This is a genomic window from Blastococcus sp. SYSU D00820 (assembly GCF_054050695.1).
In genome coordinates this window covers 18,428-41,070 of record NZ_JBJGZW010000021.1, presented here as the reverse complement: position 1 = coordinate 41,070, position 22,643 = coordinate 18,428, and the positions used below count along the sequence as shown (strand labels likewise).

The 22,643-nt window shown below is 75.5% G+C and carries 27 protein-coding genes; 15 read left to right on the top strand and 12 right to left on the bottom strand.

The annotated features are described in order from the left end of the window. Positions 1-37 precede the first annotated feature (37 nt). Complete coding sequence (locus ACI79R_RS18855) at positions 38-1,117, top strand: YihY/virulence factor BrkB family protein (protein ID WP_456575194.1); 1,080 nt, start codon at positions 38-40, stop codon at positions 1,115-1,117. 78 nt (positions 1,118-1,195) lie between these two features. On the opposite strand, the gene ACI79R_RS18850 is transcribed toward ACI79R_RS18855, so the two are convergent. After that, positions 1,196-1,426 (bottom strand): DUF3039 domain-containing protein, encoded by a 231-nt coding sequence (locus ACI79R_RS18850; protein WP_456575193.1) that lies wholly within the window; start codon positions 1,424-1,426, stop codon positions 1,196-1,198. A 92-nt stretch (positions 1,427-1,518) separates the two neighbouring features. On the opposite strand from ACI79R_RS18850, the gene ACI79R_RS18845 reads away from it, so the two are divergent. The 6 genes from ACI79R_RS18845 to ACI79R_RS18820 all read left to right on the top strand — a co-directional run bounded on the left by ACI79R_RS18845 (position 1,519) and on the right by ACI79R_RS18820 (position 7,496). Beyond that, entirely contained in the window at positions 1,519-2,445 is a 927-nt protein-coding gene (locus ACI79R_RS18845; RefSeq protein WP_456575192.1) for a pseudouridine-5'-phosphate glycosidase, read from the top strand. A 5-nt stretch (positions 2,446-2,450) separates the two neighbouring features. Beyond that, complete coding sequence (locus tag ACI79R_RS18840; RefSeq protein WP_456575191.1) at positions 2,451-3,326, top strand: carbohydrate kinase family protein; 876 nt, start codon at positions 2,451-2,453, stop codon at positions 3,324-3,326. 155 nt (positions 3,327-3,481) lie between these two features. After that, a complete protein-coding gene (locus tag ACI79R_RS18835) occupies positions 3,482-4,513 on the top strand; it encodes an iron-siderophore ABC transporter substrate-binding protein (RefSeq protein WP_456575190.1) in 1,032 nt (343 codons plus the stop codon). Between the two features lie 10 nt (positions 4,514-4,523). Then, on the top strand, positions 4,524-5,570 hold the full coding sequence (locus ACI79R_RS18830; RefSeq protein WP_456575189.1) for a FecCD family ABC transporter permease: 1,047 nt from the start codon (positions 4,524-4,526) through the stop codon (positions 5,568-5,570). Next, positions 5,567-6,619, top strand: a complete 1,053-nt coding sequence (locus ACI79R_RS18825) for a FecCD family ABC transporter permease (RefSeq protein WP_456575188.1) — start codon at positions 5,567-5,569, stop codon at positions 6,617-6,619. The genes ACI79R_RS18830 and ACI79R_RS18825 overlap by 4 nt, the downstream gene beginning before the upstream one ends. Positions 6,620-6,671: 52 nt before the next feature. Further along, positions 6,672-7,496: an ABC transporter ATP-binding protein gene (locus tag ACI79R_RS18820; protein ID WP_456575187.1), complete on the top strand. Its 825-nt coding sequence runs from the start codon at positions 6,672-6,674 to the stop codon at positions 7,494-7,496. On the opposite strand, the gene ACI79R_RS18815 is transcribed toward ACI79R_RS18820, so the two are convergent. From ACI79R_RS18815 to ACI79R_RS18805, 3 genes are all read right to left on the bottom strand, one after another. Further along, positions 7,483-7,824, bottom strand: a complete 342-nt coding sequence (locus ACI79R_RS18815) for a DUF3099 domain-containing protein (RefSeq protein ID WP_456575186.1) — start codon at positions 7,822-7,824, stop codon at positions 7,483-7,485. The genes ACI79R_RS18820 and ACI79R_RS18815 overlap by 14 nt on opposite strands. 138 nt (positions 7,825-7,962) lie before the next feature. After that, a complete protein-coding gene (locus tag ACI79R_RS18810) occupies positions 7,963-8,559 on the bottom strand; it encodes an HhH-GPD-type base excision DNA repair protein (protein ID WP_456575185.1) in 597 nt (198 codons plus the stop codon). A gap of 56 nt (positions 8,560-8,615) precedes the next feature. Next, on the bottom strand, positions 8,616-9,224 hold the full coding sequence (locus ACI79R_RS18805; protein ID WP_456575184.1) for a TetR/AcrR family transcriptional regulator: 609 nt from the start codon (positions 9,222-9,224) through the stop codon (positions 8,616-8,618). An 89-nt stretch (positions 9,225-9,313) separates the two neighbouring features. On the opposite strand from ACI79R_RS18805, the gene ACI79R_RS18800 reads away from it, so the two are divergent. Then, on the top strand, positions 9,314-9,820 hold the full coding sequence (locus ACI79R_RS18800; protein ID WP_456575183.1) for a DUF4188 domain-containing protein: 507 nt from the start codon (positions 9,314-9,316) through the stop codon (positions 9,818-9,820). A gap of 27 nt (positions 9,821-9,847) precedes the next feature. Here ACI79R_RS18800 and ACI79R_RS18795 read toward each other — a convergent pair whose 3' ends face one another. Further along, entirely contained in the window at positions 9,848-10,396 is a 549-nt protein-coding gene (locus ACI79R_RS18795; RefSeq protein WP_456575182.1) for a MarR family winged helix-turn-helix transcriptional regulator, read from the bottom strand. Between the two features lie 116 nt (positions 10,397-10,512). Here ACI79R_RS18795 and ACI79R_RS18790 point away from each other — a divergent pair, with 116 nt between their 5' ends. Next, a complete protein-coding gene (locus tag ACI79R_RS18790; protein WP_456575181.1) occupies positions 10,513-12,087 on the top strand; it encodes an LLM class flavin-dependent oxidoreductase in 1,575 nt (524 codons plus the stop codon). Positions 12,088-12,139: 52 nt separating this feature from the next. On the opposite strand, the gene ACI79R_RS18785 is transcribed toward ACI79R_RS18790, so the two are convergent. The 4 genes from ACI79R_RS18785 to ACI79R_RS18770 form a co-directional block, all read right to left on the bottom strand. Then, complete coding sequence (locus tag ACI79R_RS18785; protein ID WP_456575180.1) at positions 12,140-12,334, bottom strand: DUF1059 domain-containing protein; 195 nt, start codon at positions 12,332-12,334, stop codon at positions 12,140-12,142. Between the two features lie 222 nt (positions 12,335-12,556). After that, on the bottom strand, positions 12,557-13,324 hold the full coding sequence (locus tag ACI79R_RS18780; RefSeq protein WP_456575179.1) for a VOC family protein: 768 nt from the start codon (positions 13,322-13,324) through the stop codon (positions 12,557-12,559). A 25-nt stretch (positions 13,325-13,349) separates the two neighbouring features. After that, the gene (locus ACI79R_RS18775) at positions 13,350-13,760 is read right to left on the bottom strand and encodes a VOC family protein (protein WP_456575178.1); all 411 of its coding nucleotides are present in this window, start codon (positions 13,758-13,760) and stop codon (positions 13,350-13,352) included. Then, positions 13,757-14,212 carry a helix-turn-helix transcriptional regulator gene (locus ACI79R_RS18770; RefSeq protein WP_456575177.1) on the bottom strand — a complete coding sequence of 152 codons (456 nt, stop codon included), beginning with the start codon at positions 14,210-14,212 and terminating at the stop codon, positions 13,757-13,759. The genes ACI79R_RS18775 and ACI79R_RS18770 overlap by 4 nt, the downstream gene beginning before the upstream one ends. Before the next feature lie 92 nt (positions 14,213-14,304). Here ACI79R_RS18770 and ACI79R_RS18765 point away from each other — a divergent pair, with 92 nt between their 5' ends. Continuing rightward, positions 14,305-15,255 carry an intradiol ring-cleavage dioxygenase gene (locus ACI79R_RS18765; protein ID WP_456575176.1) on the top strand — a complete coding sequence of 317 codons (951 nt, stop codon included), beginning with the start codon at positions 14,305-14,307 and terminating at the stop codon, positions 15,253-15,255. Beyond that, the gene (locus ACI79R_RS18760) at positions 15,252-16,319 is read left to right on the top strand and encodes a maleylacetate reductase (RefSeq protein ID WP_456575175.1); all 1,068 of its coding nucleotides are present in this window, start codon (positions 15,252-15,254) and stop codon (positions 16,317-16,319) included. The genes ACI79R_RS18765 and ACI79R_RS18760 overlap by 4 nt, the downstream gene beginning before the upstream one ends. Before the next feature lie 9 nt (positions 16,320-16,328). Here ACI79R_RS18760 and ACI79R_RS18755 read toward each other — a convergent pair whose 3' ends face one another. Next, complete coding sequence (locus ACI79R_RS18755) at positions 16,329-17,201, bottom strand: MOSC domain-containing protein (protein WP_456575174.1); 873 nt, start codon at positions 17,199-17,201, stop codon at positions 16,329-16,331. 28 nt (positions 17,202-17,229) lie between these two features. Continuing rightward, positions 17,230-17,862 carry a LysE/ArgO family amino acid transporter gene (locus ACI79R_RS18750; RefSeq protein ID WP_456575173.1) on the bottom strand — a complete coding sequence of 211 codons (633 nt, stop codon included), beginning with the start codon at positions 17,860-17,862 and terminating at the stop codon, positions 17,230-17,232. A gap of 70 nt (positions 17,863-17,932) precedes the next feature. Here ACI79R_RS18750 and ACI79R_RS18745 point away from each other — a divergent pair, with 70 nt between their 5' ends. Next, a complete protein-coding gene (locus tag ACI79R_RS18745) occupies positions 17,933-18,823 on the top strand; it encodes a LysR family transcriptional regulator ArgP (protein WP_456575172.1) in 891 nt (296 codons plus the stop codon). Positions 18,824-18,836: 13 nt separating this feature from the next. Here the strand turns inward: ACI79R_RS18745 and ACI79R_RS18740 are convergent, their stop codons facing one another. Then, the gene (locus tag ACI79R_RS18740; protein WP_456575171.1) at positions 18,837-19,625 is read right to left on the bottom strand and encodes an IclR family transcriptional regulator; all 789 of its coding nucleotides are present in this window, start codon (positions 19,623-19,625) and stop codon (positions 18,837-18,839) included. A gap of 79 nt (positions 19,626-19,704) precedes the next feature. Here ACI79R_RS18740 and ACI79R_RS18735 point away from each other — a divergent pair, with 79 nt between their 5' ends. From ACI79R_RS18735 to sigB, 3 genes are all read left to right on the top strand, one after another. Next, positions 19,705-20,910: an FAD-dependent monooxygenase gene (locus ACI79R_RS18735; protein ID WP_456575170.1), complete on the top strand. Its 1,206-nt coding sequence runs from the start codon at positions 19,705-19,707 to the stop codon at positions 20,908-20,910. Positions 20,911-20,944: 34 nt separating this feature from the next. Then, the gene (dtd, locus tag ACI79R_RS18730; RefSeq protein WP_456575169.1) at positions 20,945-21,376 is read left to right on the top strand and encodes a D-aminoacyl-tRNA deacylase; all 432 of its coding nucleotides are present in this window, start codon (positions 20,945-20,947) and stop codon (positions 21,374-21,376) included. A gap of 248 nt (positions 21,377-21,624) precedes the next feature. Next, a complete protein-coding gene (sigB, locus tag ACI79R_RS18725; protein WP_456575168.1) occupies positions 21,625-22,608 on the top strand; it encodes an RNA polymerase sigma factor SigB in 984 nt (327 codons plus the stop codon). The last annotated feature ends 35 nt before the right edge of the window (positions 22,609-22,643 follow it).

Here is a 22,643-nt window from a genome sequence, read left to right as displayed (position 1 = left end):
GGCGGTCGCCCCCCTGGCCGACGTGCACACTGGTCCGGTGAGCGCGGTGCTGCCCGGAGGGTCCCCGGCCCGCGCCGGGGACCCCGAGGCGGTCGCCGGCGCCGGCGGTGACCAGGCGCCGCCCGGCACCTCCTCGGGCAGCACGGCCGCCGGCGCGGCCCGGCCCCGCGGGCTGGCCCGGTGGCCGCGACCGATCCGGGTGCCGCTGCAGGTGCTGGGCCAGACCGTCGCCAAGGCGTGGTCCGACCGCATCCTCGGGCTGTCGGGCGAGGCGGCGTTCTGGCAGATCCTCTCCGTGCCGCCGCTGCTCATCGGGCTGCTCGGGACGCTGGGCTACCTGGGCAACCTGATCGGCGAGGCGTCGGTCGCCGAGATCGAGGCGCAGCTGCTGGACGCCTCGGCCAAGGCCCTGACGCCCGACGTCGTCGACTCGCTGGTGCGGCCGACCCTGGCCGACATCCTCGGCTCGGGCCGGCTCGACGTCATCAGCCTCGGCTTCCTGCTGTCGCTGTGGGCCGGGTCGTCGGCGACGGCGACCTTCATGAACACGATCGTGATCGCCTACGACCAGCGCGACGTCCGCGGGCCGATCGCCACCCGCCTCATGGCGCTGTGGCTGTTCGTCGTCGGCCTGCTCATGGCGGTGCTGACGCTGCCGCTGCTGGTGCTCGGCCCCGACATGCTCGTGTCGCTGCTGCCCGACGACTGGCAGGACGAGGCCACCGTCCTGGTGAACGCCGTGTACTTCCCGATCGTGCTGCTGGGCCTGGTGCTGGCCCTGACCAGCTTCTACCACGTGGTGCTGCCGCGGCGGCTGCCCTGGCGGCGACACCTGCCCGGCACGGTGCTCGCGCTGACGTTCTTCGTCGTCGCCGCGCTGCTGCTGCGCACCTACGTCGCCGACATCCTCGTGGCGGCACTCCCCTACGGCGCGCTGGCCACCCCGATCGCCGCGCTGCTGTTCTGCTTCTTCTTCGGCATGGCGGTGCTGCTGGGTGCCGAGCTCAACGCCACCATCCAGGCCCGCTGGCCGGCACCGCTGCGCCGGCACCTGAAGCGGCGCCAGGAGCGGCGGGCGGAGAAGCTGGAGCGCGCCCGCCGCCTCGACGCCCTCTGAGAAGCCACGTGCACGGTGCGCCCGGCCCCGTGCAGGGTCCCGCCGCGAGCGTGCGGGCGGCGGGGGGCACGGGGGCCCTTACTCCTTCTTGAGCTGCTCGTAGATCTCCTTGCACGCCGGGCACACCGGGCTGCCCGGCTTCGGGCTCTTGGTGACCGGGAAGACCTCGCCGCAGAGCGCCTCGACGAGCGTGCCCATGACCGCGCTCTCGGCGATCTTGTTCTTGCGCACGTAGTGGAAGACCTCGTTGACGTTGCCGGTGTCGCTGTCGCGGACGTCCGGCCGCTCGAGGATGTCGCTGCTGCTCATGCGCTGCCTCCAGGGAGATACGGCTCCGATGGCGGCCCGGGCACCCGAGGGCGGGCCCCGGGCGCGGCCACCCCGCCCACCATGATGGCAGGGTGCCCGCTCCCCGCCCCGCCCCGCTGACCCTCTCCCCCGAGGTCGCCGACGCGCTCGCCGCCGGGGCGCCCGTCGTCGCCCTCGAGAGCACGCTGCTGGCCCACGGCCTGCCGCGCCCGGACAACCGCGCGGCCGCCGACCGCGTGGAGGACGCCGTCCGCGCGGGCGGCGCCGTGCCGGCGACGATCGCCGTCCTCGACGGGGTGCCGCACGTGGGGCTCACCGCCGAGCAGGTCGACCGCGTCTGCGCCGATCCCGACCTGGCCAAGCTCGGCGTCCGCGACCTGCCGGTCGCCGCCGCGCTCGGCCTGTCCGGGGCCACCACCGTCTCCAGTACCGCGCTGCTGGCCCAGGCCGCCGGGATCGGGGTCTTCGCCACCGGCGGGCTCGGCGGCGTGCACCGGGAGTCGGCCGAGACCTTCGACGAGTCCGCCGACCTGACCGCCCTGTCCCGGACGACGCTGGCCGTCGTCTGCGCCGGGGTGAAGTCGATCCTCGACGTCCCGGCCACGCTGGAGCGGCTGGAGAGCCTGTCGGTGACCGTGGTCGGCTACCGCACCCGCGCCTTCCCCGGCTTCTACGTCGCCGACTCCGGCTCGCCGCTGGACTGGTCGGTCGAGACCCCGGCGCAGGCCGCCGCCGTGCTGGCCGCCCGCCGCGGCGTGGCGCCCGGCGCGGTCGTCGTGGCCAACCCGCTGCCGGCCGAGGACCAGCTCGATCCGGCCCTGCACGACCGCGTCATCGCCGACGCGCTGGCCGCCGCCGGCGCCGCCGGGGTGCGCGGCAAGGCGGTCACCCCCTTCGTCCTCGACCACCTGCACCGGGCCAGCGACGGCGCCACCCTGGAGGTCAACGTGCGCCTGGTGCTGCGCAACGCCGAGCTGGCCGGGCGGATCGCCGCCGAGCTCGTCGCGCTAACCCGCTGAGCGACGTGCGCCCGGTCCTCGTCGTCGGCGACCTCGCCACCGACGTCGTCGCCGTGCTGTCCGGCGATCCGGCGCCCGGCTCCGACCGCCCGGCGCAGGTCCGGATGCGCGGCGGCGGGGCCGGCGCCAACGTCGCGGTGCACCTGGGCCGGCTCGGCGTGCCGGTGACGTTCGCCGGCTGCGCCGGGGACGACGCCGCGGCGGACGCCCGGCTGGCCGAGCTCGAGCGGGCGCGGGTCGCGTTCGCCGTCCGGACGGTGCCCGGCGCGGTCACCGGCACGATCGTGAGCCTCGTCGAGCCCGGCGGGCAGCGCAGCATGCTGGCCGACCGCGGGGCCAACCTGGCCCTCCTCCCGGCCGACGTGCCGGAGATCCCCGCCGGGGCGCACCTGCACCTGTCGGGCTACACCCTGCTCGACCCGCGGCCGCGGCCCGCCGGCCTGGCCGCCCTCGCCGCGGCGGCGGCCGCCGGGGCGACCACCTCGCTGGACCCGGCCTCGACCGGGCCGCTGGCCGCCTACGGCGTCGACCGCTGGCTGGCCGACACCGTCGGCGTGACGCTGCTGCTGCCCAACGAGGACGAGGCCCGGCTGCTCACCGGCTGCGCCGACCCGGGCGACGCCGCCCGCTCGCTGGCCGCCCGGCACCCGGCGGTGGCGGTCACCCTCGGCGCCGAGGGCGCGCTGTGGTGCGCGGGCGACCGGCTGGTGCACCGGCCGGCCCCGCCGGCCCGGGTCGTCGACACCACCGGCGCCGGCGACGCGTTCACCGCCGGCCTGCTCGCCGAGTGGCTGGCCGCGGGCGACGGCGACCCCGCCCGGCTGCTGGACGCCGGCATGGCGGTGGCCGCCGCCGTGGTCGCCCGTCCCGGCGCGCGGTGACGATCAACCGTGACCACATCGTGATCTGCGATCGGCGAAGGACACCCTAAGTTCGGTAAGGCAACCCTCACATAGTCGGGCAGCGCAGCCACGTGCGAGGGCAGCCGACTGCGGCGCACCGACCGAGGCGCCCCACCTCCGACCGGAAGGACACCATGCGCCGCACTTCGCGACTGGCCACGCTCGCCACCGCCACCCTGCTCGCCGGCGGCCTCGCCGCCTGCTCCTCCTCCGCGGCCGACGACGGGGACGGCGGCTCCGGCACCGCCTCCGGCGGCTCGGACACGATCACCGTCGAGCACGCGTTCGGCACGACCACCATCGAGGGCACCCCCGAGCGCGTCGCCACGGTGAACTGGGCCAACCACGAGGTGCCGCTGGCCCTCGGCGTCGTGCCCGTCGGCATGGCGGCGGCCAACTTCGGTGACGACGACGGCGACGGCATGCTGCCCTGGGTCTCCGAGAAGCTCGAGGAGCTCGGCGGCGAGACCCCGGTGCTGTTCGACGAGACCGACGGCATCGACTTCGAGGCGGTCGCCGACACCGAGCCCGACGTCATCCTCGCCGGCTACTCGGGTCTGACCGAGGAGGACTACGAGACCCTCTCCGAGATCGCGCCCGTCATCGCCTACCCCGAGGCGCCGTGGTCGACGCCGTGGCGCGAGATGATCGAGATCAACGCCGCCGGCATGGGCATGGCCGAGGAGGGCGAGGAGCTCGTCGCGAGCATCGAGCAGGAGATCGCCGACGCCGCCGCGGAGTACCCGCAGCTCGAGGGCAAGCGGACGATGTTCATGACCCACGTGGACACCACCGACCTCAGCGAGGTCAGCTTCTACACCCCGTTCGACACCCGCGCGGCCTTCTTCGAGGACCTCGGCCTCACCACCCCGGAGAGCGTGACGGCCGCCTCCGAACCCGGCGTGTTCAACGGTTCGGTCAGCGCCGAGCAGGTCGACGTGTTCGACGACGTCGACATCATCGTGACCTACGGCGACCAGGAGCTGGTCGCCGCCCTGAACGCCGACCCGCTGCTGTCGCAGATCCCGGCCGTCCAGAACGGGTCGATCGTGCTGCTGCCCGACACCCCGCTGGGCACCGCCGCCAACCCGACGCCGCTGGCCATCGGCTGGGTCCTCGACGACTACCTCGCCCTGCTCGCCGAGGCCGCCGACAAGACGGCGTGACCACCTCCCCGTGACGTCGGTCGACACGACCCCGACGACCCCGGGTGCCGCCCCTGCGCGGCGCCCGGGGTCGCTCCGGTTCGCCTGGCTGCTGGTCGTCGTCGCCGTCCTGGTGCTGCTCGTGGTCGCCTCGGTGGCCATCGGCTCGCGGAACGTCGGCTGGTCCGACATCCTCGCCGCGCTCGGCGGCTCCTCCGACGGCATCGACGAGGCGGCGGTCACCAAGCGCATCCCCCGCACCGTGCTCGCCGTCCTCGTCGGCGCGGCGCTGGGCCTGTCCGGCGCGGTCATGCAGGGCGTGACCCGCAACCCGCTGGCCGACCCCGGCGTGCTCGGCATCAACATGGGCGCCTCGCTCGCCGTGGTCGCGGGCATCGCCTGGTTCGGCCTGTTCTCGGCGACCAGCCGGATCTGGACGGCGATCGCCGGCGCCGCGCTGGCCGCGGTGTTCGTCTACGCCGTCGGGTCGCTGGGCCGCGGCGGGGCCACCCCGCTGAAGCTGGCGCTGGCCGGGGCGGCGACGTCGGCGGCCCTGACGTCGTTCGTCACCGCGATCGCGCTGCCGCGCGGCGACATCTCCGAGAGCGTCCAGTCGTGGCAGGTCGGCGGCGTGGGCGGGGCGACGTTCGCAAACATCACGCCGGTGCTGCCGTTCCTGCTGGCCGGCCTGGCCATCAGCCTGCTGTCGGCCCGCAGCCTGAACTCCCTGGCCCTCGGGGACGAGCTCGCGGCGGGCCTCGGCGAGCGCGTCGCGCTGGCCCGCGGGCTGGCCGCCGCGGGATCGGTGCTGCTGTGCGGTGCGGCCACCGCGGTGGCCGGGCCCATCTGGTTCGTCGGGCTGATCGTCCCCCACCTGTGCCGGCTGCTGGTCGGCGTCGACCACCGCTGGCTGCTGCCGTTCTCCGCCCTCGCCGGCGCCTGCCTGCTGACCGCCTCCGACGTGCTCGGCCGCATCCTGGCCCGCCCGGAGGAGCTGGACGTCGGCATCGTCACCGCGCTGATCGGCGCCCCGGTGTTCATCGCCATCGTCCGCCGGCAGAAGGTGCGGGAGCTGTGACCGCCGTCCTCGCACCGGCCGCCGCGACCGTCGAGGCGGTCGCGCGCGCCCGGCACCGCCGCGCCACGCGGCGGCGGGCCGTGATCGTGCTGCTCGCCGTCCTGGTCGTCGCGACCTTCGCCGTCACCCTCATGGTCGGGCGCACCTTCTACCCGCCCGGCGACGTGCTGCGGGTCGTGCTCGGCGAGCAGGTGCCGGGCGCCTCGTTCACCGTCGGGCGGCTGCGGCTGCCCCGGGCGGTGCTCGCGGTGGTGGCGGGGCTGAGCTTCGGCCTGGCCGGCGTCACCTTCCAGACGATGCTGCGCAACCCGCTGGCCAGCCCCGACGTGATCGGCATCAGCACCGGCGCGAGCGCGGCGGCGGCGTTCGCGATCGTCGTCCTCGGCTGGACCGGCACGGCCGTCTCGCTCACCGCGATCGTCGCGGCGCTGGGCGTCGCGCTGCTGATCTACGGGCTGGCCTTCACGGGGGGCGTCGCCGGCACCCGGCTCATCCTGATCGGCATCGGCGTCGCCGCGATGTCCACGAGCGCCACCAACTACGTGCTGTCCAAGGCCGGCGCCTGGGACTACGCCGAGGCCCTGCGCTGGCTGACCGGCAGCCTCAACGGCACCACCTGGGCGGGAACCGTCCCGGCCCTGGTCGCGCTGGTCGTGCTCGGCCCGGTGCTGCTGGCCCGCACCCGGGACCTCTCCGCGCTGCAGCTGGGCGACGACACCGCCTCGGCGCTGGGCACCCGGGTCGAGCGCACGCGGGTGGTGGCGATCGTCGCGGCCGTCGGCCTGATCGCGTTCGCGACGGCCGCCTGCGGGCCCATCGCGTTCGTGTCCTTCCTCGCGGGGCCGATCGCGGCGAGGATCGTGGGGCCCAACGGCTCGCTGCTGGTGCCCGCCGCGCTGGTGGGGGCGCTGCTCGTGCTCGTCGCCGACCTCGCCGGCCAGTTCGCCCTCGGCACCCGCTTCCCGGTGGGCGTCGTCACCGGGGTGCTCGGCGCGCCGTACCTGATCTACCTGATCGTCCGCACCAACCGGGCCGGAGGCTCACTATGACCGGCTCTGCCGGCCCAGCGGCTCCGCCGCACGCGAGGGAACGAGGCACACCATGACCGCCACCCACTCCCTCACGGCCGAGCAGCTGACGCTGGCCTACGGCGAGCGAACTGTGATCGACGGCCTCGACCTGGTGGTGCCGGCCGGCCGGGTGACCGCCATCGTCGGCGCCAACGCCTGCGGCAAGTCCACGCTGCTGCGGTCGATGAGCCGGCTGCTGGCGCCCCGCCGCGGCCAGGTGCTGCTCGACGGCAAGGCGGTGCACCGGATGCCGGCCAAGGAGCTGGCCCGCACCCTCGGCCTGCTGCCGCAGTCGCCGATCGCGCCGGAGGGCATCACGGTGGCCGACCTCGTCGGCCGCGGGCGGCATCCGCACCAGGGCGTCTTCACCCGCTGGCGCACCGAGGACGACGTCGCGGTGGCCGCCGCCCTGGAGGCGACCCGGACCGCCGAGCTGGCCGACCGCCCCGTGGACGAGCTCTCCGGCGGGCAGCGGCAGCGGGTGTGGATCGCGATGGCCCTGGCCCAGCAGACCGACCTGCTGCTGCTCGACGAGCCGACGACGTTCCTCGACGTCGCCCACCAGGTCGAGGTGCTGGACCTGCTGACCGACCTCAACCGCACCCGCGGGACGACGATCGTCATGGTCCTGCACGACCTGAACCTGGCCGCCCGCTACGCCGACCACCTGGTCGCGCTGGTCGACGGCCGGATCCACGCGGCGGGCGCGCCGGCCGAGGTGCTGACCGAGGACTGCGTGCGCGCCGTCTTCGGCCTGGAGAGCCGGGTCGTGGTCGACCCGACCTCGGGCGCGCCGCTGATGCTGCCGAGGGGGCGGCACCACATGCGCGCCGACCAGGAGGTCAGTGGTCGATGACGCGGCCGCCCGCGGAGGGGTTCTCGAGCACGCGGTCGGCCGGCGGGCTGACGTAGCGGTTCGGGTCGAGCTTCTTCTTCGGCGGCCGGTCGTTGGCCATGACCACCGCGACCCACGGCAGCACGGTGCCGAGCACCGCGAAGATGATCGCCAGCCAGAGGATCTGGTAGAAGGCCGCGGCCAGCACGAGGCTCACGGCGCGCACCGCCATCGTGATGACGTACCGCTTCTTCCGGGCCGCGTGCTGGTCGACGAGGCTCGGTGCCGCCTCGGTGATGAGGACCGGCTCTGCTCGCCGGGAGCGTGCGGACTGCTGGCTGGAGGCCACGAGCGCCCTTCCCTGGACCGGTCGGGGGAGGTGGCAGGTGTCGGCACTCGGGTTCGGGCCCGGCTCCTGGAGCCCCCGGCTCCGCCGACCATCGTGCCACCGGATCGGGCCCGGTGCAGCCACCTCCCGGTGCCGCGCTCAGGCCCCGGCCGCGGCCGCCTTCGCCTGCTTCGCGGCCTGCTTGACCGCCTGCTTGGTGGCCCGCACCTCGGCCAGCGACTCGGGGCCGGTGATGTCGGCGACCGAGCGCCGGGAGCCCTCCTCGCCGTACTCCCCCGCCGCCTCGCGCCAGCCCGGCGGCGTGATGCCGTACTGCTTGCCGAGCAGCGCCACGAAGATCTTCGCCTTCTGCGCGCCGAAGCCCGGGAGCTCCCCGACCCGCTTCAGCAGGGTGCGGCCGTCGGGGGCGTCGGCCCACAGCGCCTCGGCGCGGCCGTCGTAGCGCTCGACCAGCAGCCGGCACAGCGCCTGGGCGCGGGCGGCCATCGACCCGGGGTAGCGGTGCACGGCCGGTGGTCCCTGGAACCAGGCGGCCACCTGCTCGGGGTCGGCGTCGGCCAGGTCGGCGGCGGACAGGGTGTCCACGCCCATCCGGTCGGCGAGCAGCCGGGGCCCGGCGAACGCGCGCTCCATGGGGAACTGCTGGTCGAACAGCATCCCCAGCAGGAGCGCGAGCGGGTCACGGCCGAGCAGCTCGTCGGCAGCGGGGTCCTGGGTGAGGCGGAGGCTCGGCACGCCCGAGATGGTGCCCTACCCCGGTCCGGGTGCGATCACCTGCGGCGGGGCGGCCCTCAGAGCCCGCGCGCCACCCGCTCGAGCAGCCCGTCCAGCTGCGCCTCCCGCTCCTGCTCCGGCAGGCCCTGCAGGGGCCCCTGCAGGCAGAGCAGGGCGAATCCGTGCACCGCCGCCCAGCAGGTGACGTCGGCGCCGGGACGTCGCTCGGCGGGGAGCACACCGGTCGCGACCAGCTCGTCGAGCACGGTGGAGAGCACGCCGTAGGGGCCCTGCCCCGGTGCGCCGTCCTCCGGCCGGGCGCAGGCGAAGGCGGTGGCGAACAGCCCGGGCTCGGCGAGCGCGAAGTGCACGTACTCCCGGCCCACCGCCCGCAGCCGCGCGCACGCCGGCGCACCGCGGTCGTCGTCGGGGAGGTCGGCCAGCCGGTCGCGCATCCGCTGCTCCAGCTCGGCCATGGCCCGCACGGAGACCTCCGCGAGCAGGTCGTCGCGGTCGACGAAGTGCCGGTAGGCGGCGTTGTGCGAGACCCCGGTGCGGCGGGCGGCGTCGCGCAGCACGACGGCGTCGGCGCCGCCGGCGCGGGCCTGGTCGACGGCGGTGTCGATCAGCGCGGCCCGCAGGTTGCCGTGGTGGTAGCGGCGTGCGGCGCTGGGACCTTCGACCATGTTGACAGTGTCCACCACCCGTGCTGGAGTGTCCATGTTGCCGGTGTCCACATGCGTGGCACCCCAGGCGCCACGACAGGAGAAGCCCGATGAGCAGGACAGCCCTCGCCGGCCGGATGACCGCCGACGCACCGCCCGGAACGGTCGTCTTCCTCATCGGCATGCGGATCAACCGGCCGGGGAAGATCCGGCAGTGGCTGCCGGTCGCCACGGCGATGCCCCGGATGCTGCGGGAGCTGGCCGCGCATCCCGACCTCGGCCTGCTCGCCGCCCGCACCTACGTCAGCGGGCGCACGGTGCTGACCGTCCAGTACTGGCGCAGCGCCGAGGACCTCGACCGCTACGCCCGCGCCCGCGACCACGCCCACCTCCCTGCCTGGCGGGAGTTCAACCGGCGAGTCCGGGACAACGGCGACGTCGGCATCTTCCACGAGACCTACGTCCTGGAACGCCAGGAGACCGTCTACGTCAACATGCCGGCCGACTTCGGTCTCGGCGGCGCCACCGGCCTGGTGCCGCTGGCCGCCCGCGGGCAGCGCGCGGCCCACCGGCTGGACCCCTCGGTGCCCGACGTTCCCGCGGTCGCCCCCTACTGACCAGGCAGCCGGGCGGTCCCGCCGCGCTCAGCCCCGCCGTCGCCTGTGGGATGCCGTCGGCGGTGCGGCCGGCGGCTCCTCGGCCGGCAGCACGTGCCGCGCCGCCTCGCACAGGTCGTCGAGGGGATCGAGGGCCTGCGCCGCGCAGGCCAGCTCCTGGAGCAGGGTCCGGAACGTCGCGGCGCGCGCCGGAGGAAGCGGGCCGAGGAGGTGCGTCTCCACGTGGTCGAGGGCCTGACGGCGCTGCTGCCACTCCGCACGTCCGGTGTCGGTGGCGACGACGAGCCGGCTGCGGCGGTCGGCGGGGTCGGGACGGCGGACCACCAGGTCGAGCCGCTCGAGGTCGTCGATCAGGTAGGTGAGCACGGTGCGGTCGATCCCCAGTTCCTCGGCGATCGCACCCTGGTTGCGGGGCGGCTCCCCGATGGCGGCAGTGAGGACCTGGTAGCCGCGCGGCCCGCCGGGGAGGTCCCGCAGCGTGGACTCGGCGGCCCTCACGTAGGAGCGGAACAGGGCGCCGAGCATCCACCCCAGGTCGTGGTCCAGCTGTGCAGCCTCGGCAGGTTCCGTCGCCATGCGTCGAGGATAGCTCTGCGCCATAGACGTTCTCCATCGGAGATCTTCTGTCCGGCATAACATCGAGCGGGCCGCGGTTGTCGTGGCCGGCACGGTAGGCCGATCGAGGAGATCCGATGAGCAGGCATCCCGAGGAGGGGACGGCGACGACCCGCTACGGCCACCGGCTGGAGTTCGGGTCCTTCATCACGCCGGCGAGCGCCGACCCGGCGCGCACGGTCGGCCTGGCCGTGCTGTCCGAGCAGGTCGGGCTGGACCTGGTGACGTTCCAGGACCACCCGTACCAGCCGGGCTTCCTCGACACCTGGACGTTGCTGAGCTTCGTCGCGGCGCGCACCAGCACGGTGCACCTGTCGGCGAACGTCATCAACCTGCCGCTGCGCCCGCCGGCGGTGCTGGCCCGCAGCGTGGCCGGCCTGGACCTGCTCAGCGGCGGCCGGGTCGAGCTCGGCCTGGGTGCCGGTGCGTTCTGGGACGCGATCGAGGCCATGGGCGGGCGGCGGCTCAGCGGCGGTCAGGGGGTGCGGGCGCTGGAGGAGGCCATCGAGGTCATCCGTCAGACCTGGGACGCCGAGGCGCGCGGCGGCGTCCGCGTCGACGGCGAGCACTACCGGGTCGTCGGCGCCAAGCGCGGCCCGGCGCCGGCCCACGACGTCGGCATCTGGCTGGGCGCCTACAAGCCCCGCATGCTGGCGCTGACCGGTCGCCGCGCGGACGGCTGGCTGCCGTCGCTGGGCTACCTGCAGCCGGGCGACCTGGCTGCGGGCAACGCGCGCATCGACGAGGCGGCGCAGGAGGCCGGGCGGTCGCCGTCGCAGATCCGCCGGCTGCTCAACGTCACCGGCCGGTTCGACCCCGTCGGCCGCGGACCGCTGCACGGGCCGGCCGAGCAGTGGGCCGAGGAGCTCGCCGACCTGGCGCTGCGCGACGGGATCGGCACCTTCATCCTGGGCAGCGACGACCCCGACGACCTGCGCCGCTTCGCCGGCGAGGTGGCCCCGGCGGTCCGCGAGCTGGTGGCCGCCGAGCGCTCGCCCGCGCCGGCCCCGGCACGCGCGACCCCGGCGGCGCCGCGGCCGGCCGTCCCCCGCGGGCCCTTCGCCGTCGTCCCCACCCCCGACGACGGCACCCGCCGCAGCACCCGGCAGGTGTGGGAGGAGTCGACCCGCCCCACCGGGCCCGCACCCGATCCCGGGCGCACCTACACCGCGCACGAGCAGGCCGGCGGCCAGCACCTGATCGACGTGCACGACGGGTTGCGCGCCGAGCTCGCGCAGATCCACGACCTCGTCGAGCAGGTCGCCGCCGGCGGGATGGACGTCGGCACGGCGCGCTCGCACATCAGCACGATGACCATGCGGCAGAACAAGTGGACGCTGGGCACCTACTGCGAGTCCTACTGCCGGATCGTCACCACCCACCACACCCTCGAGGACAGGTCCCTGTTCCCCCACCTGCGCAACGCCGATCCGCGGCTGACCCCGGTCATCGACCGGCTCGAGCAGGAGCACCGCGCCATCCACGACGTCCTCGAGGGCGTCGACCGCGCGCTGGTCGCCTTCGTCGCCGCCCCCGACGGCATGGCCGGGCTGCGCGCCGCGGTCGACCTGCTCAGCGACAGCCTGCTCTCCCACCTCGGCTACGAGGAGCGCGAACTCGTCGAGCCGATCGCCCGGCTCGGGCTGGGCTGACCGCGTCGCGGCCCCGTCCGCGGGCAGCGGACGGGGCCGCGCCCGGGAGGGCTCAGGCGAGCGCCGGCTCGGCGTCCACCAGGGCGCCCCGGAGCATCTCCCGCAGTTCCGGCGTCTTCTCGTGCCCGTGCTTGTCGGCGGCGTGCACGACCGCCGCGTCGAGGACGTCGTCCTCCTCGCCGGCGATGGTGAGCGAGCAGGCGATGTCGCTGGGGATGGTGCGGCAGTCGATCATCTTGCGGGTCATGGGCTGCGCCTTCCTGTGCGGGCCGGGCCCCCTGCGGCACCCGGCCGGGGAGCCGCCAGGCCGGCGACCTGGCGGCAGCGGCGCCCTCGACGCGGACGTCCCGGCGTGCTCAGCGGGCGTGTCCGGGGGCGCCGTCGGCGCCGCGGGGCAGGGGTACGTCCGGGCGCGCCGGGTGTCCAGGGTCGGAGGACTCCCCACGCGCCGGGGCGCGGGTCCGCCCGGTCACCCGCTGGCGACCGACCACGGGAATCCGTCGGGATCGGTGAACCGCCCGCCGTGCCCGCCGGCCGGCAGCTCCGCCGCCGGGGCGACGATCCGGCCCCCGGCGGGTGCGACCGCCGCCAGGAGCGCGTCGACCTCGTCGGCCGATCCGGCCCGGCAGACCAGCGGCGCGGACCCGGCGTCCCCGAGGTCGGTGCCGGCGTCCTTCGCCAGCTCACGGCCCGGCATGAGGCCCAGCCGCACGCTGCCGGGCCGGAAGCGGAAGTCGACGAACGTGGTGCCGTAGTCCCGGTCGACGGTCATGCCCAGGGCCGTGTAGAACGCCGCGGAGACCTTCGGCCGGGCCACCCCGAGGATGGTCACGACCTCGGTCGGCACCGGCGGGTCGGCGGCCGGGCCGGTGTCCTTCTTCGTGGGTGCCGCCAGCTTCCACACCGTGCCGTCGGGTGCCCGCACCACCGCGGTGAAGCCGCCGAAGAAGCCCTTCTTCGCCGGCTTGAGGACCGTCGCGCCGTGCCGGGCGGCGGCGGCCACGAGCGCCTCGACCTCGCTGGGCTGGGCGACGACGAGGTTCAGGACGCGGCCGCCGGCACCGGCGGTCGCCGGTCCGTCGGCGGGCTGCAGCTCCAGCTGCCCGGCGCCCCGGAGGTCCAGCCGGATGCTCCCGGCGGCCTCCCGGACGGGAAAGGAGAACGCGCTCCGGTAGAAGACGCAGGCGGCGTCCACGTCGGGAACGGGGAGACCGACGACGTCGAGCGACAGGGCCATGGGAACTCTTCGGTCGCCGACCGGCTCAGACGAGCTGGTTGACGCGGATCAGGTTGCCGGCGGGGTCGCGGAAGGCGCAGTCGCGCACGCCGTAGTCCTGGTCCATGGGCTCCTGCAGCACCTCGGCGCCGCCGGCCTCGAGCCTGGCGAACAGCCCGTCGAGGTCGTCGCTGGCCAGGGTGACCGCGGCGAAGTTGCCCTTGGCGATCAGCTCCAGGATGGTCCGGCGCTCGTCGTCGGTGATGGTGGGATCGGCGGCCGGCGGGTGAAGGACGATCGAGGTGTCCGGCTGGTCGGGCGGGCCGACGGTGATCCAGCGCATGTCGCCGTAGCCGACGTCCTTGCGGACCTCGAAGCCGAGCACGTCGCGGTAGAAGGCCAGGGACGCCTCGGCGTCGGTGTGCGGCAGGAAGGTGTAGTGGATGATCACGGTCATGCCGGGGACGCTAGCGACGGCGCCGTCCCCGGTACTTCTCGATTCCTGACCGGTCGGGTGACCTGCTTGGCCAGGCACGGCGGGATGCCCGCCCCGTCGTGCGCCGCCCGCCGGTACGCGCCCGGCGCCATGCCCACCAGCTCGGTGAACCGGTTGCTGAAGGTGCCCAGCGACCCGTAGCCGACGGCGAAGCAGACCTCGGTGACGCTCAGGTCGCCGCGGCGCAGCAGCGTCATCGCCCGCTCGATGCGCCGAGTCATGAGGTACTGGTACGGCGACTCGCCGTAGGCCCGGCGGAAGGCCCGGCTGAGGTGCCCGGCCGACATGTGCACGCCCCGCGCGAGCGCCTCGACGTCCAGCGGCTCGGCGTACTCCCGGTCGATCCGGTCGCGCACGCGCCGCAACCGCACGAGGTCCTGCAGCCGCTGCTCCGAGGCCGACGCGCTGGTCACGGGCGGGAGCCTAGAGGCGCGGAGGGACGGCGGGCGTCCGGAACCGGACCCCGTCCGCTGTCACGGGGTGGACTCGGGAGGAGGATCGGGACGTGGACGTCGACGAGGGCACGCGGGAGCTGTTCAGCGAGGAGCGGTCGGCGGAGGTGGTCGCGGCCAGCTTCGCGGGGACGCCGGATCCGCGGCTGCGGGAGGTGCTGACGTCGCTGGTGCGGCACCTGCACGCGTTCGTCAAGGACGTGGAGCTGACCGAGGAGGAGTGGGCGTTCGCCATCGACTTCCTCACCCACACCGGGCACATGAGCGACGAGGTGCGCCAGGAGTTCATCCTGCTGTCCGACGTCCTCGGGGTGTCGATGCTGGTGGAGACGATCAACCACCGCACCGGCGGCACCTCGACCGAGTCGACCGTGCTCGGACCGTTCCACATGGTGGAGTCCCCGCCCCGGCAGCTGGGCGACGACATCAACCTCGACCGCAAGGGCACCCCGTGCCTGGTGTCGGGTCAGGTGACCGGGCCGGACGGCGAGCCGCTGGCCGGGGCGACCGTGGACGTCTGGCAGACCAACGAGGACGGCTTCTACGACGTCCAGCAGCCCGACGTCCAGCCGCCGGGCAACCTGCGCGGGCTGTTCACCGCCGACGAGCAGGGCCGGTTCTGGTTCCGCTCGGTGGTGCCGCGCTACTACCCGATCCCCGACGACGGCCCGGTCGGCCAGTTGCTGGCCGCGACCGGGCGGCACCCCAACCGCCCGGCGCACCTGCACTTCATCGTCACCGCTCCCGGCTACCGGCCGGTGACCACGCACGTGTTCGTCGCCGACTCCCCCTATCTGGACTCCGACGCCGTATTCGGGGTCAAGGAGAGCCTGATCCGCGAGGTCGGCACCGTCGACGACCCGGTCCGCGCCGCCGAGGTCGGGCTGGCCAACCCGTTCCGCACCCTGACCTTCGACCTGGTGCTGCTGCGCGAGGACCAGGCGCCGCCGGCGGCGCAGCCCGCCGAGGTGCAGCCGACGATCGTCCGCGGAGCCCCGGCGTGAGCCGGGAGTTCACCTACAGCGCGCTGCCCATGCGGGTCCGGTTCGGGCCCGGGTCGCTGGCCGCGCTGCCCGAGGAGGTCGCCGCCCTCGGGCTCACCCGCGTGCTGGTGCTGTGCTCCCCGGAGCAGGCCGACACCGGCCGGCAGGTGGCCGACGCCCTGGGCGACCGCGCCGCCGGGGTGCTGCCCGAGGCCCGCATGCACGTGCCGGTCGAGGTCGCGCACCGGGCGCGGCAGATGGCCGCCGACCTCGGGGCCGACGGCTGCGTGGCCGTCGGCGGCGGCTCGGCCGTCGGCCTGGGCAAGGCCATCGCGCTCGAGCACGGGCTGCCGGTGATCGCCGTCCCGACCACCTACGCCGGATCGGAGATGACCCCGGTCTGGGGGCTGACCGAGGGCGGCGCCAAGCGCACCGGCCGCGATCGGCGGGTGCTGCCGGTCAGCGTCCTCTACGACCCGCAGCTCACCCTCACCCTGCCCGCGCAGATGACGGTGACCAGCGGCATGAACGCCATCGCGCACGCCGTCGAGGGCCTCTACGCCCCCGACGCCAGCCCGATCGTCTCGCTCATGGCCGAGGAGGGCACCCGGGCCCTGGCCGCCGCGCTGCCCGCCGTCGTCGCCGACCCCACCGACCTGGACGCCCGCGGCGAGGCCCAGTACGGCGCCTGGCTGTGCGGCGCGGTGCTCGGCGCCACGACCATGGGCCTGCACCACAAGCTGTGCCACGCCCTCGGCGGCACCCTCGACCTGCCGCACGCCCCCACCCACACCGTCGTCCTCCCCCACGCCCTCGCGTACAACGCCGCCGCCGCTCCCCAGGCCGTGGCCGCGCTGTCGCGGGCCCTCGGCGGCGCCGACGACCCGGCCCGGGCCCTGTGGGAGCTGGCCGGCCGCCTCGGCGCCCCCCGCTCCCTGCGGGAGCTGGGGATGGCCGAGGACGACGTCGACCGGATCGCGGAGGCAGCGGTGGCCAGCCCGTACGCCAACCCCCGGCCGGTCACGCGCGAGGCCGTCGCCGGGCTGCTCCGGGCCGCCTGGTCGGGCGCCGAGCCGGGCCGGTAGCCGCGCCGGTCAGACCGTCCGGAGCGGCGCGCCCAGCCGGATCTCCCCGTCGGAGAGGACGTCGGCGCGCAGCCCGCCGCGGTGGATGAGCGGGCGGAGGACGCCGGGCCCGCTGAGCCGGTCGAGATGCACGCAGGGCTCGCAGAGCCGGCGCCCCTCGCACAGCACGTCCCCGATGCGGAAGCGCCGGCCGACCAGCGCGTTCAGGTCGACGCCGCGGGTGAGGACGTTGCGCCGGGTGCCGGGGAAGTCCAGCGCCTGCCCGGCGGCCGCCATCCCGTCGAGCACCTCGGCGGCCATGAGGGTCAGGTCGTAGCCGGGCCGCCGGCCGGCCCGCGGGCTGAAGGTGCCGGCGCCGGCGGCGTAGCGGTCGCCGTCGAGCCCCTGGCCCGCGCGGGCCCGCACGGCCTCCAGCAGCTGCATCGGCGCCTCCGCGGCCGGCGCGACGGCGAGCCCGGCGACGGTGCCGCTCAGGGCCCCGTCCGCCGCCCCGCGGCGCAGCACCGGGTCCAGCGAGGCGACGGCGAAGGCGGCCCCGATCGGCAGGTCCGCGGTGGCCCGGCCGAGCAGCGCGGGCTCCTGCGGGCTGAGGACGACGCCCGGCGGGGTGCCGAAGGCCAGGACGGCGGCCGGCCCCGGCGGCTGCTCCACGACCGCGATCCACCACCCGGCCCACTGGAAGCGCACGGGGTCGTCGATGGGCACCAGCCCCGAGCCGTGCTCGGCCAGCCAGCTCCGCCAGGTGCCCAGCGCCTGCGCGAGGTCGCCGGCCGGCTGCGGCAGGTCGGTCACGGGCACCTCGAGGACCGATGCCAGGCACGCCGCGACACCGCGGGCGAGCGCGGTCCCGGCGGGGCCGGGCGGGAGCTCGACGTCGATCACAGGTCCTCCAGGGAGTGGATGGGCACGGTCACGCGCCCGAGAAGCCGCGGACGGCCAGCGAGACCGCGAGCGCGGTCATGACCACGGCGATCGCCGCGTCGAGCACCCGCCAGGCCGCCGGGCGGGCGAACACCGGCCGCAGCAGGCGGGCACCGAAACCGAGGCCGGTGAACCACAGCAGGCTGCCGACGCCGGCTCCGGCGGCGAACGCCCAGCGGTGCTCGCCGTGCGTCGAGGCCATCGAGCCCAGCAGCACCACGGTGTCCAGGTACACGTGCGGATTGAGCCAGGTCAGCGCCAGGCAGGTGCCGACCGTGACGGCGAGACCGGTCCGGGCGCCGGCCGAGTCGGGCAGCAGCGCGCCGGGCCGCAGCGCCCGCCGGGCGGCGAGCAGCCCGTAGCAGAGGAGGAACGCCGCCCCGGCGAAGCACACCGCCGGCACCAGCCACGGCACCCGGGAGAGCACCGCGCCGGCGCCCAGCACGCCCGCGCCGATCAGCACGATGTCGGACAGCGCGCACACCGCCACCACGGCGGCGACGTGCTCGACGCGCAGCCCCTGCCGGAGCACGAAGGCGTTCTGCGCGCCGATGGCGACGATGAGACCCAGCCCCAGCGCCAGCCCGGAGACGGCGGCGAGCAGGGCGGGGGTGGTGAGCACGCCGACGACGGTAGGAAGCCCCGGACGTGCAGTCCAGCTCATGATCCTGATGCCTCATTAGCATCGCTTCATGGAATGGGACCTCGCCCAGCTGCGGGCGCTGGACGCCACCGTGCGGGCGGGCACGCTCGAGGCCGCCGCGCGGGCCCTGCACGTCACCCCCTCGGCGATCAGCCAGCGGCTGCGGGCGCTCGAGGTCGCGACCGGCCGGATCCTGCTCGTGCGCAGCAAGCCGGTGCAGGTCACCGGGTCCGGGCAGGCGGTGCTGCGACTGGCGCGGCAGATCGACCTGCTCACCGCCGACGTCGCCCGCGAGCTCGGGGAGGCCCCGGCGCCCGGGGTGGTGCCCACGCTGCCGATCGCGGTCAACGCCGACTCGATGGCCACCTGGGCGCTGCCCGCGCTGGCGCCGCTGGCCGGCGAGGTCTGCCTCGACCTGCACCGCGCGGACCAGGCGCACACCAGCGCGCTGCTGCGGGCGGGCACGGTCATGGCCGCGGTGACGTCAGACGCCGACCCCGTGCCCGGCTGCAGCGCCACCCGCCTGGGCGGCATGCGCTACCGGCCGATGGCCGCCCCCGCCTTCGCCCGGCAGTGGTTCCCCGACGGCCCCACGCCCGGGGCGCTGGCCCGCGCGCCGGTCGTCGTCTTCGACCGGGAGGACGACCTGCAGCACCGCTGGCTGCGCGCCCGGGCCGGCGACGGCGCCGCGCCGCCGATCCACCTCGTCCCGGCCTCGGCGGACTTCGTCGCCGCGGTCGGCCTCGGCCTGGGCTGGGGCATGGTCCCCGACCAGCAGGCCCGGACGGCGAGCGCGCCGCTGGTCGAGCTGGACCCGGGTGCCGCGGAGCACGTCGTCCTGTACTGGCAGCAGTGGCGGCTGCGCTCCCCCACGCTCGACCGGGTCCGCGAGGCGCTGCTGGCCGCCGCCGCCCGCGAGCTGGACCAGCCCGCCGGCTGACGGCCGGCCGCCGTCAGCGCGCCGGCGCGGACCGGACGCCGGTGCCGGGGACCCAGCCCAGCCGGCGGGAGATGCCGAGCGCGCTGGCCATCAGGGACGGCGTGGCCGTCGCGAGCTCCACCGAGCCGGCCCGGACGACCACCGACAGCGCCGCGACCACCCGGCCCTCGGCGTCCACGATCCGGGTGGCCACCGAGTCCACGCCGGCGGTCATCTCCCCGCGCACGGTCGCCGTGCCGGTCCGCCGGCACTCCGCCAGCTGGCGGCGCAGCGCGGCCCCGTCGGTCAGCGTGGCCGGGGTGTACCGCGGGAGGCCGGCGGCGAGCACGTCGTCCAGCAGGTCCTCGCCGGCGTGCGCCAGCAGCACCTTGCCGACCCCGGAGCTGTGCAGCGGGAGCCGCCCGCCGACCTCGGAGGCGACGCCGACCGCGCCCGCCGCCGACAGCCGTTCGACGACGACCGCCTCGCGGCCCTCCAGCACCGCCAGCTGCACGTGCTGCTGCAGCGCCGCGTAGAGGTCCTCGAGGAAGGGCAGCGCGAGGGTCCGCAGCGGCACGCTCAGCGGAGCCCGCGTGCCGAGCTCCCAGAGGCGCAGCCCGACCGTGAGGCTCCCGTCGGCCGCGCGCTCCAGGGCACCGGCCGCCAGCAGCTCGCGCACCAGCCGGTGCACCGTGGCGTGCGGCAGGCCGGTGTGCCGCGTCAGGTCGGCGATCGAGAGGCGGCTGCGCCCGGACCGGAAGGCGAACAGCACCGCCAGCAGGCGGGAGCTCACGCTCCGGCCGGGCTCGCTCGTCCTGGGCACGCGGTGGCTCCCTCGGCCGCTGTCCGTTGGATGGACAACCCTATTCCGCAGCCCTGCAGCCGAACCCCACGATGCTGCGGTGCCCCCGGACGCGACCTCACTCCCCCGGATCGCCGTCGTCGGCGGCGGGATCGGCGGCCTGGCCGCGGCCGGCTTCCTCCGCGCCGCCGGGCTGCCCAGCACGGTGTACGAGCAGGCCCCCGCGCTGGGCGAGGTCGGCGCGGGGCTGGTGGTCGCCCCCAACGCCGCCCGGCTGCTGCGGCGGCTCGGGGTGATGGAGCGGTTCCTGCGGCGCGCCGTCCGGCTGGACGTCGGCTGGGAGTTCCGCCGGTGGGCCGACGGCCGGGTGCTCTCCGCCGAGGACCTCGCCGGCTCGTGCGAGCGCCTCTACGGCGAGCACACCTACGCCAGCCACCGGGCCGACCTGCTCGACGCGGTCCGGTCGGCGGTGCCGCCGGAGTCGATCCGGCTCGGCGCGCGCTGCACCGCCGTCGAGGTCCGGGGCGACGGCGCGGTGCTCCGCTTCGCCGACGGGACGGCCGCCGAGGCCGACGTCGTGATCGGCGCGGACGGCGTGCACTCCACGGTCCGCGGCGCGGTCACGACGCCGTCCCCCGCGACCTTCTCGGGCATGTGCGCCTTCCGGGCCACGGTGCCGGCGGCCGAGGCGCCGGAGTTCTCCCGGCGCCGGGCCCAGACGCTGTGGATCGGCCCCGGCCGGCACCTCGTGCACTACCCGATCTCCGCCGGGGCGGCGGTCAACCTCGTGGCGTTCGCCCCCGCCGGGGAGGACACCGTCGAGTCCTGGAGCGCCACCGCGACGGTGGCCGAGTTCCTCGCCGAGTTCGCCGGCTGGGACGACCGCCTCACGGCGCTCATCCGCGCCGCCGGCACCCCCGGCCGCTGGGCGCTGCTCGACCGTGCGCCCCTGCCGTCCTGGAGCGCCGGGCCGCTCACCCTGCTCGGCGACGCCGCCCACCCGATGTTCCCCTTCTTCGCCCAGGGCGCCGCCCAGTCGATCGAGGACGCCGCCGTGCTGGCCGGCTGCCTGGCCGCCGAGCCCGCGGCGCCGGCCCGCGCGCTGCGACGCTACGAGGCCCTGCGGATCGAGCGCACCACCCGCCTGCAGCAGCTCAGCCACGGCCGCGCCGAGGTCAACCACCTGCCGGACGGGCCGGAGCAGCAGGCCCGGGACGCCGCGCTGGCGGCTGCCGACCCGCTGGTGGCCAACGGCTGGATCTACGGCTACGACGCGGCGGCAGCGGCGACCGGCCCGGCCGCCTGAACCGCGCCCCGGGGGCGCGGGCGAGGATGGCCCGGTGCGCGCCGTCGTGAGCAGGGTGACCTCCGCCGCCGTGACCGTGGACGGCGCGGTGGTCGGCGAGATCGGTGCCGGGCTGCTCGCCCTGGTCGGGGTGGGCCGGGAGGACGACGCCGCCCGCGCGCGGGCGATGGCCCGCAAGATCGCCGAGCTGCGGATCCTGCCCGGGGAGGACGGCGCCGTCTCGGTGGCCGACCTCGGGCGGCCGGTGCTGGTGGTCAGCCAGTTCACGCTCTACGCCGACACCCGCAAGGGCCGCCGCCCGTCCTGGCAGGACGCCGCGCCCGGCGAGGTGGCCGAGCCCCTGGTCGACGAGGTGGTCGCCGAGCTGCGCCGGCGGGGCCTCGAGGTGGCCACCGGCGTGTTCGGCGCGGCGATGTGCGTGTCCTCGGTGAACGACGGCCCGATGACGCTGCTGCTGGAGATCTGAGGTCTACCTCGCGTCACGGGCGGGTAGTCCGGGGTGACACAACACACGTCCTGTGGGTTTGCTGGGAACCGGCCTCCCGTGGAACAGCGGCCCCGTGGCCGCCGTTGGACAGGGCGTACCACACGGACGAGAAGACGAGGGGCCTGTCCGGTGAACCCGGGGCCCCCTCACCCAGACGCCCGGACGTCCCGCCGCCCACCGTTGCCCGGTGGGGCATCCGGATCCTCACGCAAGGACGAAGACAGACCGTGACGCTCCTGCAGTCTTCCCCCAACGACGCCCTCGAGGTCCGCTCGCCGCGCCGCGAGCCCGACACCACCGGCCTGGTGTCCACCGACCTCGTGCGCGTGTACCTGAACACCATCGGCAAGACCGCCCTGCTGACCGCCGAGCAGGAGGTCGAGCTCGCCAAGCGGATCGAGGCCGGCCTCTACGCCGAGCGGCTGCTCGCCGAGCGCAAGCTGACCCCGGCGGTCGAGCGCGACTACAAGGCCCTGGCGATCGACGGCAAGGCCGCCAAGCGGCACCTGCTCGAGGCCAACCTGCGGCTGGTCGTCTCGGTGGCCAAGCGCTACACCGGCCACGGCATGACGTTCCTGGACCTGATCCAGGAGGGCAACGTCGGCCTGATCCGTGCCGTCGAGAAGTTCGACTACACCAAGGGCTTCAAGTTCTCGACCTACGCGACGTGGTGGATCCGCCAGGCGATCACCCGCGCGATGGCCGACTCCGGCCGCACGATCCGGCTGCCCGTGCACCTGGCCGAGCAGGTCAACAAGGTGGTGCGCACCCGCCGCCGGATCCACCAGGAGCTGGAGCGCGAGCCCACCGCCGAGGAGCTCGGCCTCGAGCTGGACATGACGCCCGAGCGGATCACCGAGCTGCTCGAGTACAGCCGCGACCTGGTCAGCCTCGACCAGACCGTCGGTGCCGACGAGGAGTCCCGCCTCGGTGACTTCATCGAGGACGCCGACGCCGCCGTGGCCGAGGACGCCGTCGCCTTCCAGATGATGAAGGGCGACGTCCGGAACGTGCTGTCCACGCTGGAGGAGCGCGAGCGCGACGTCGTCGTGCTGCGCTTCGGCCTCGACGGCGGCCAGCCGCGGACGCTGGAGCAGATCGGCAAGCAGTTCGGGCTCTCCCGCGAGCGGGTGCGCCAGATCGAGCGCGAGACGATGGCCAAGCTGCGCGACCCGCAGCGCGCCGACGCCCTGCGCGACTACCTCGCCTGATCCCCCTCCCCCGAGGGGAGCAGCCGGGAGCCCGG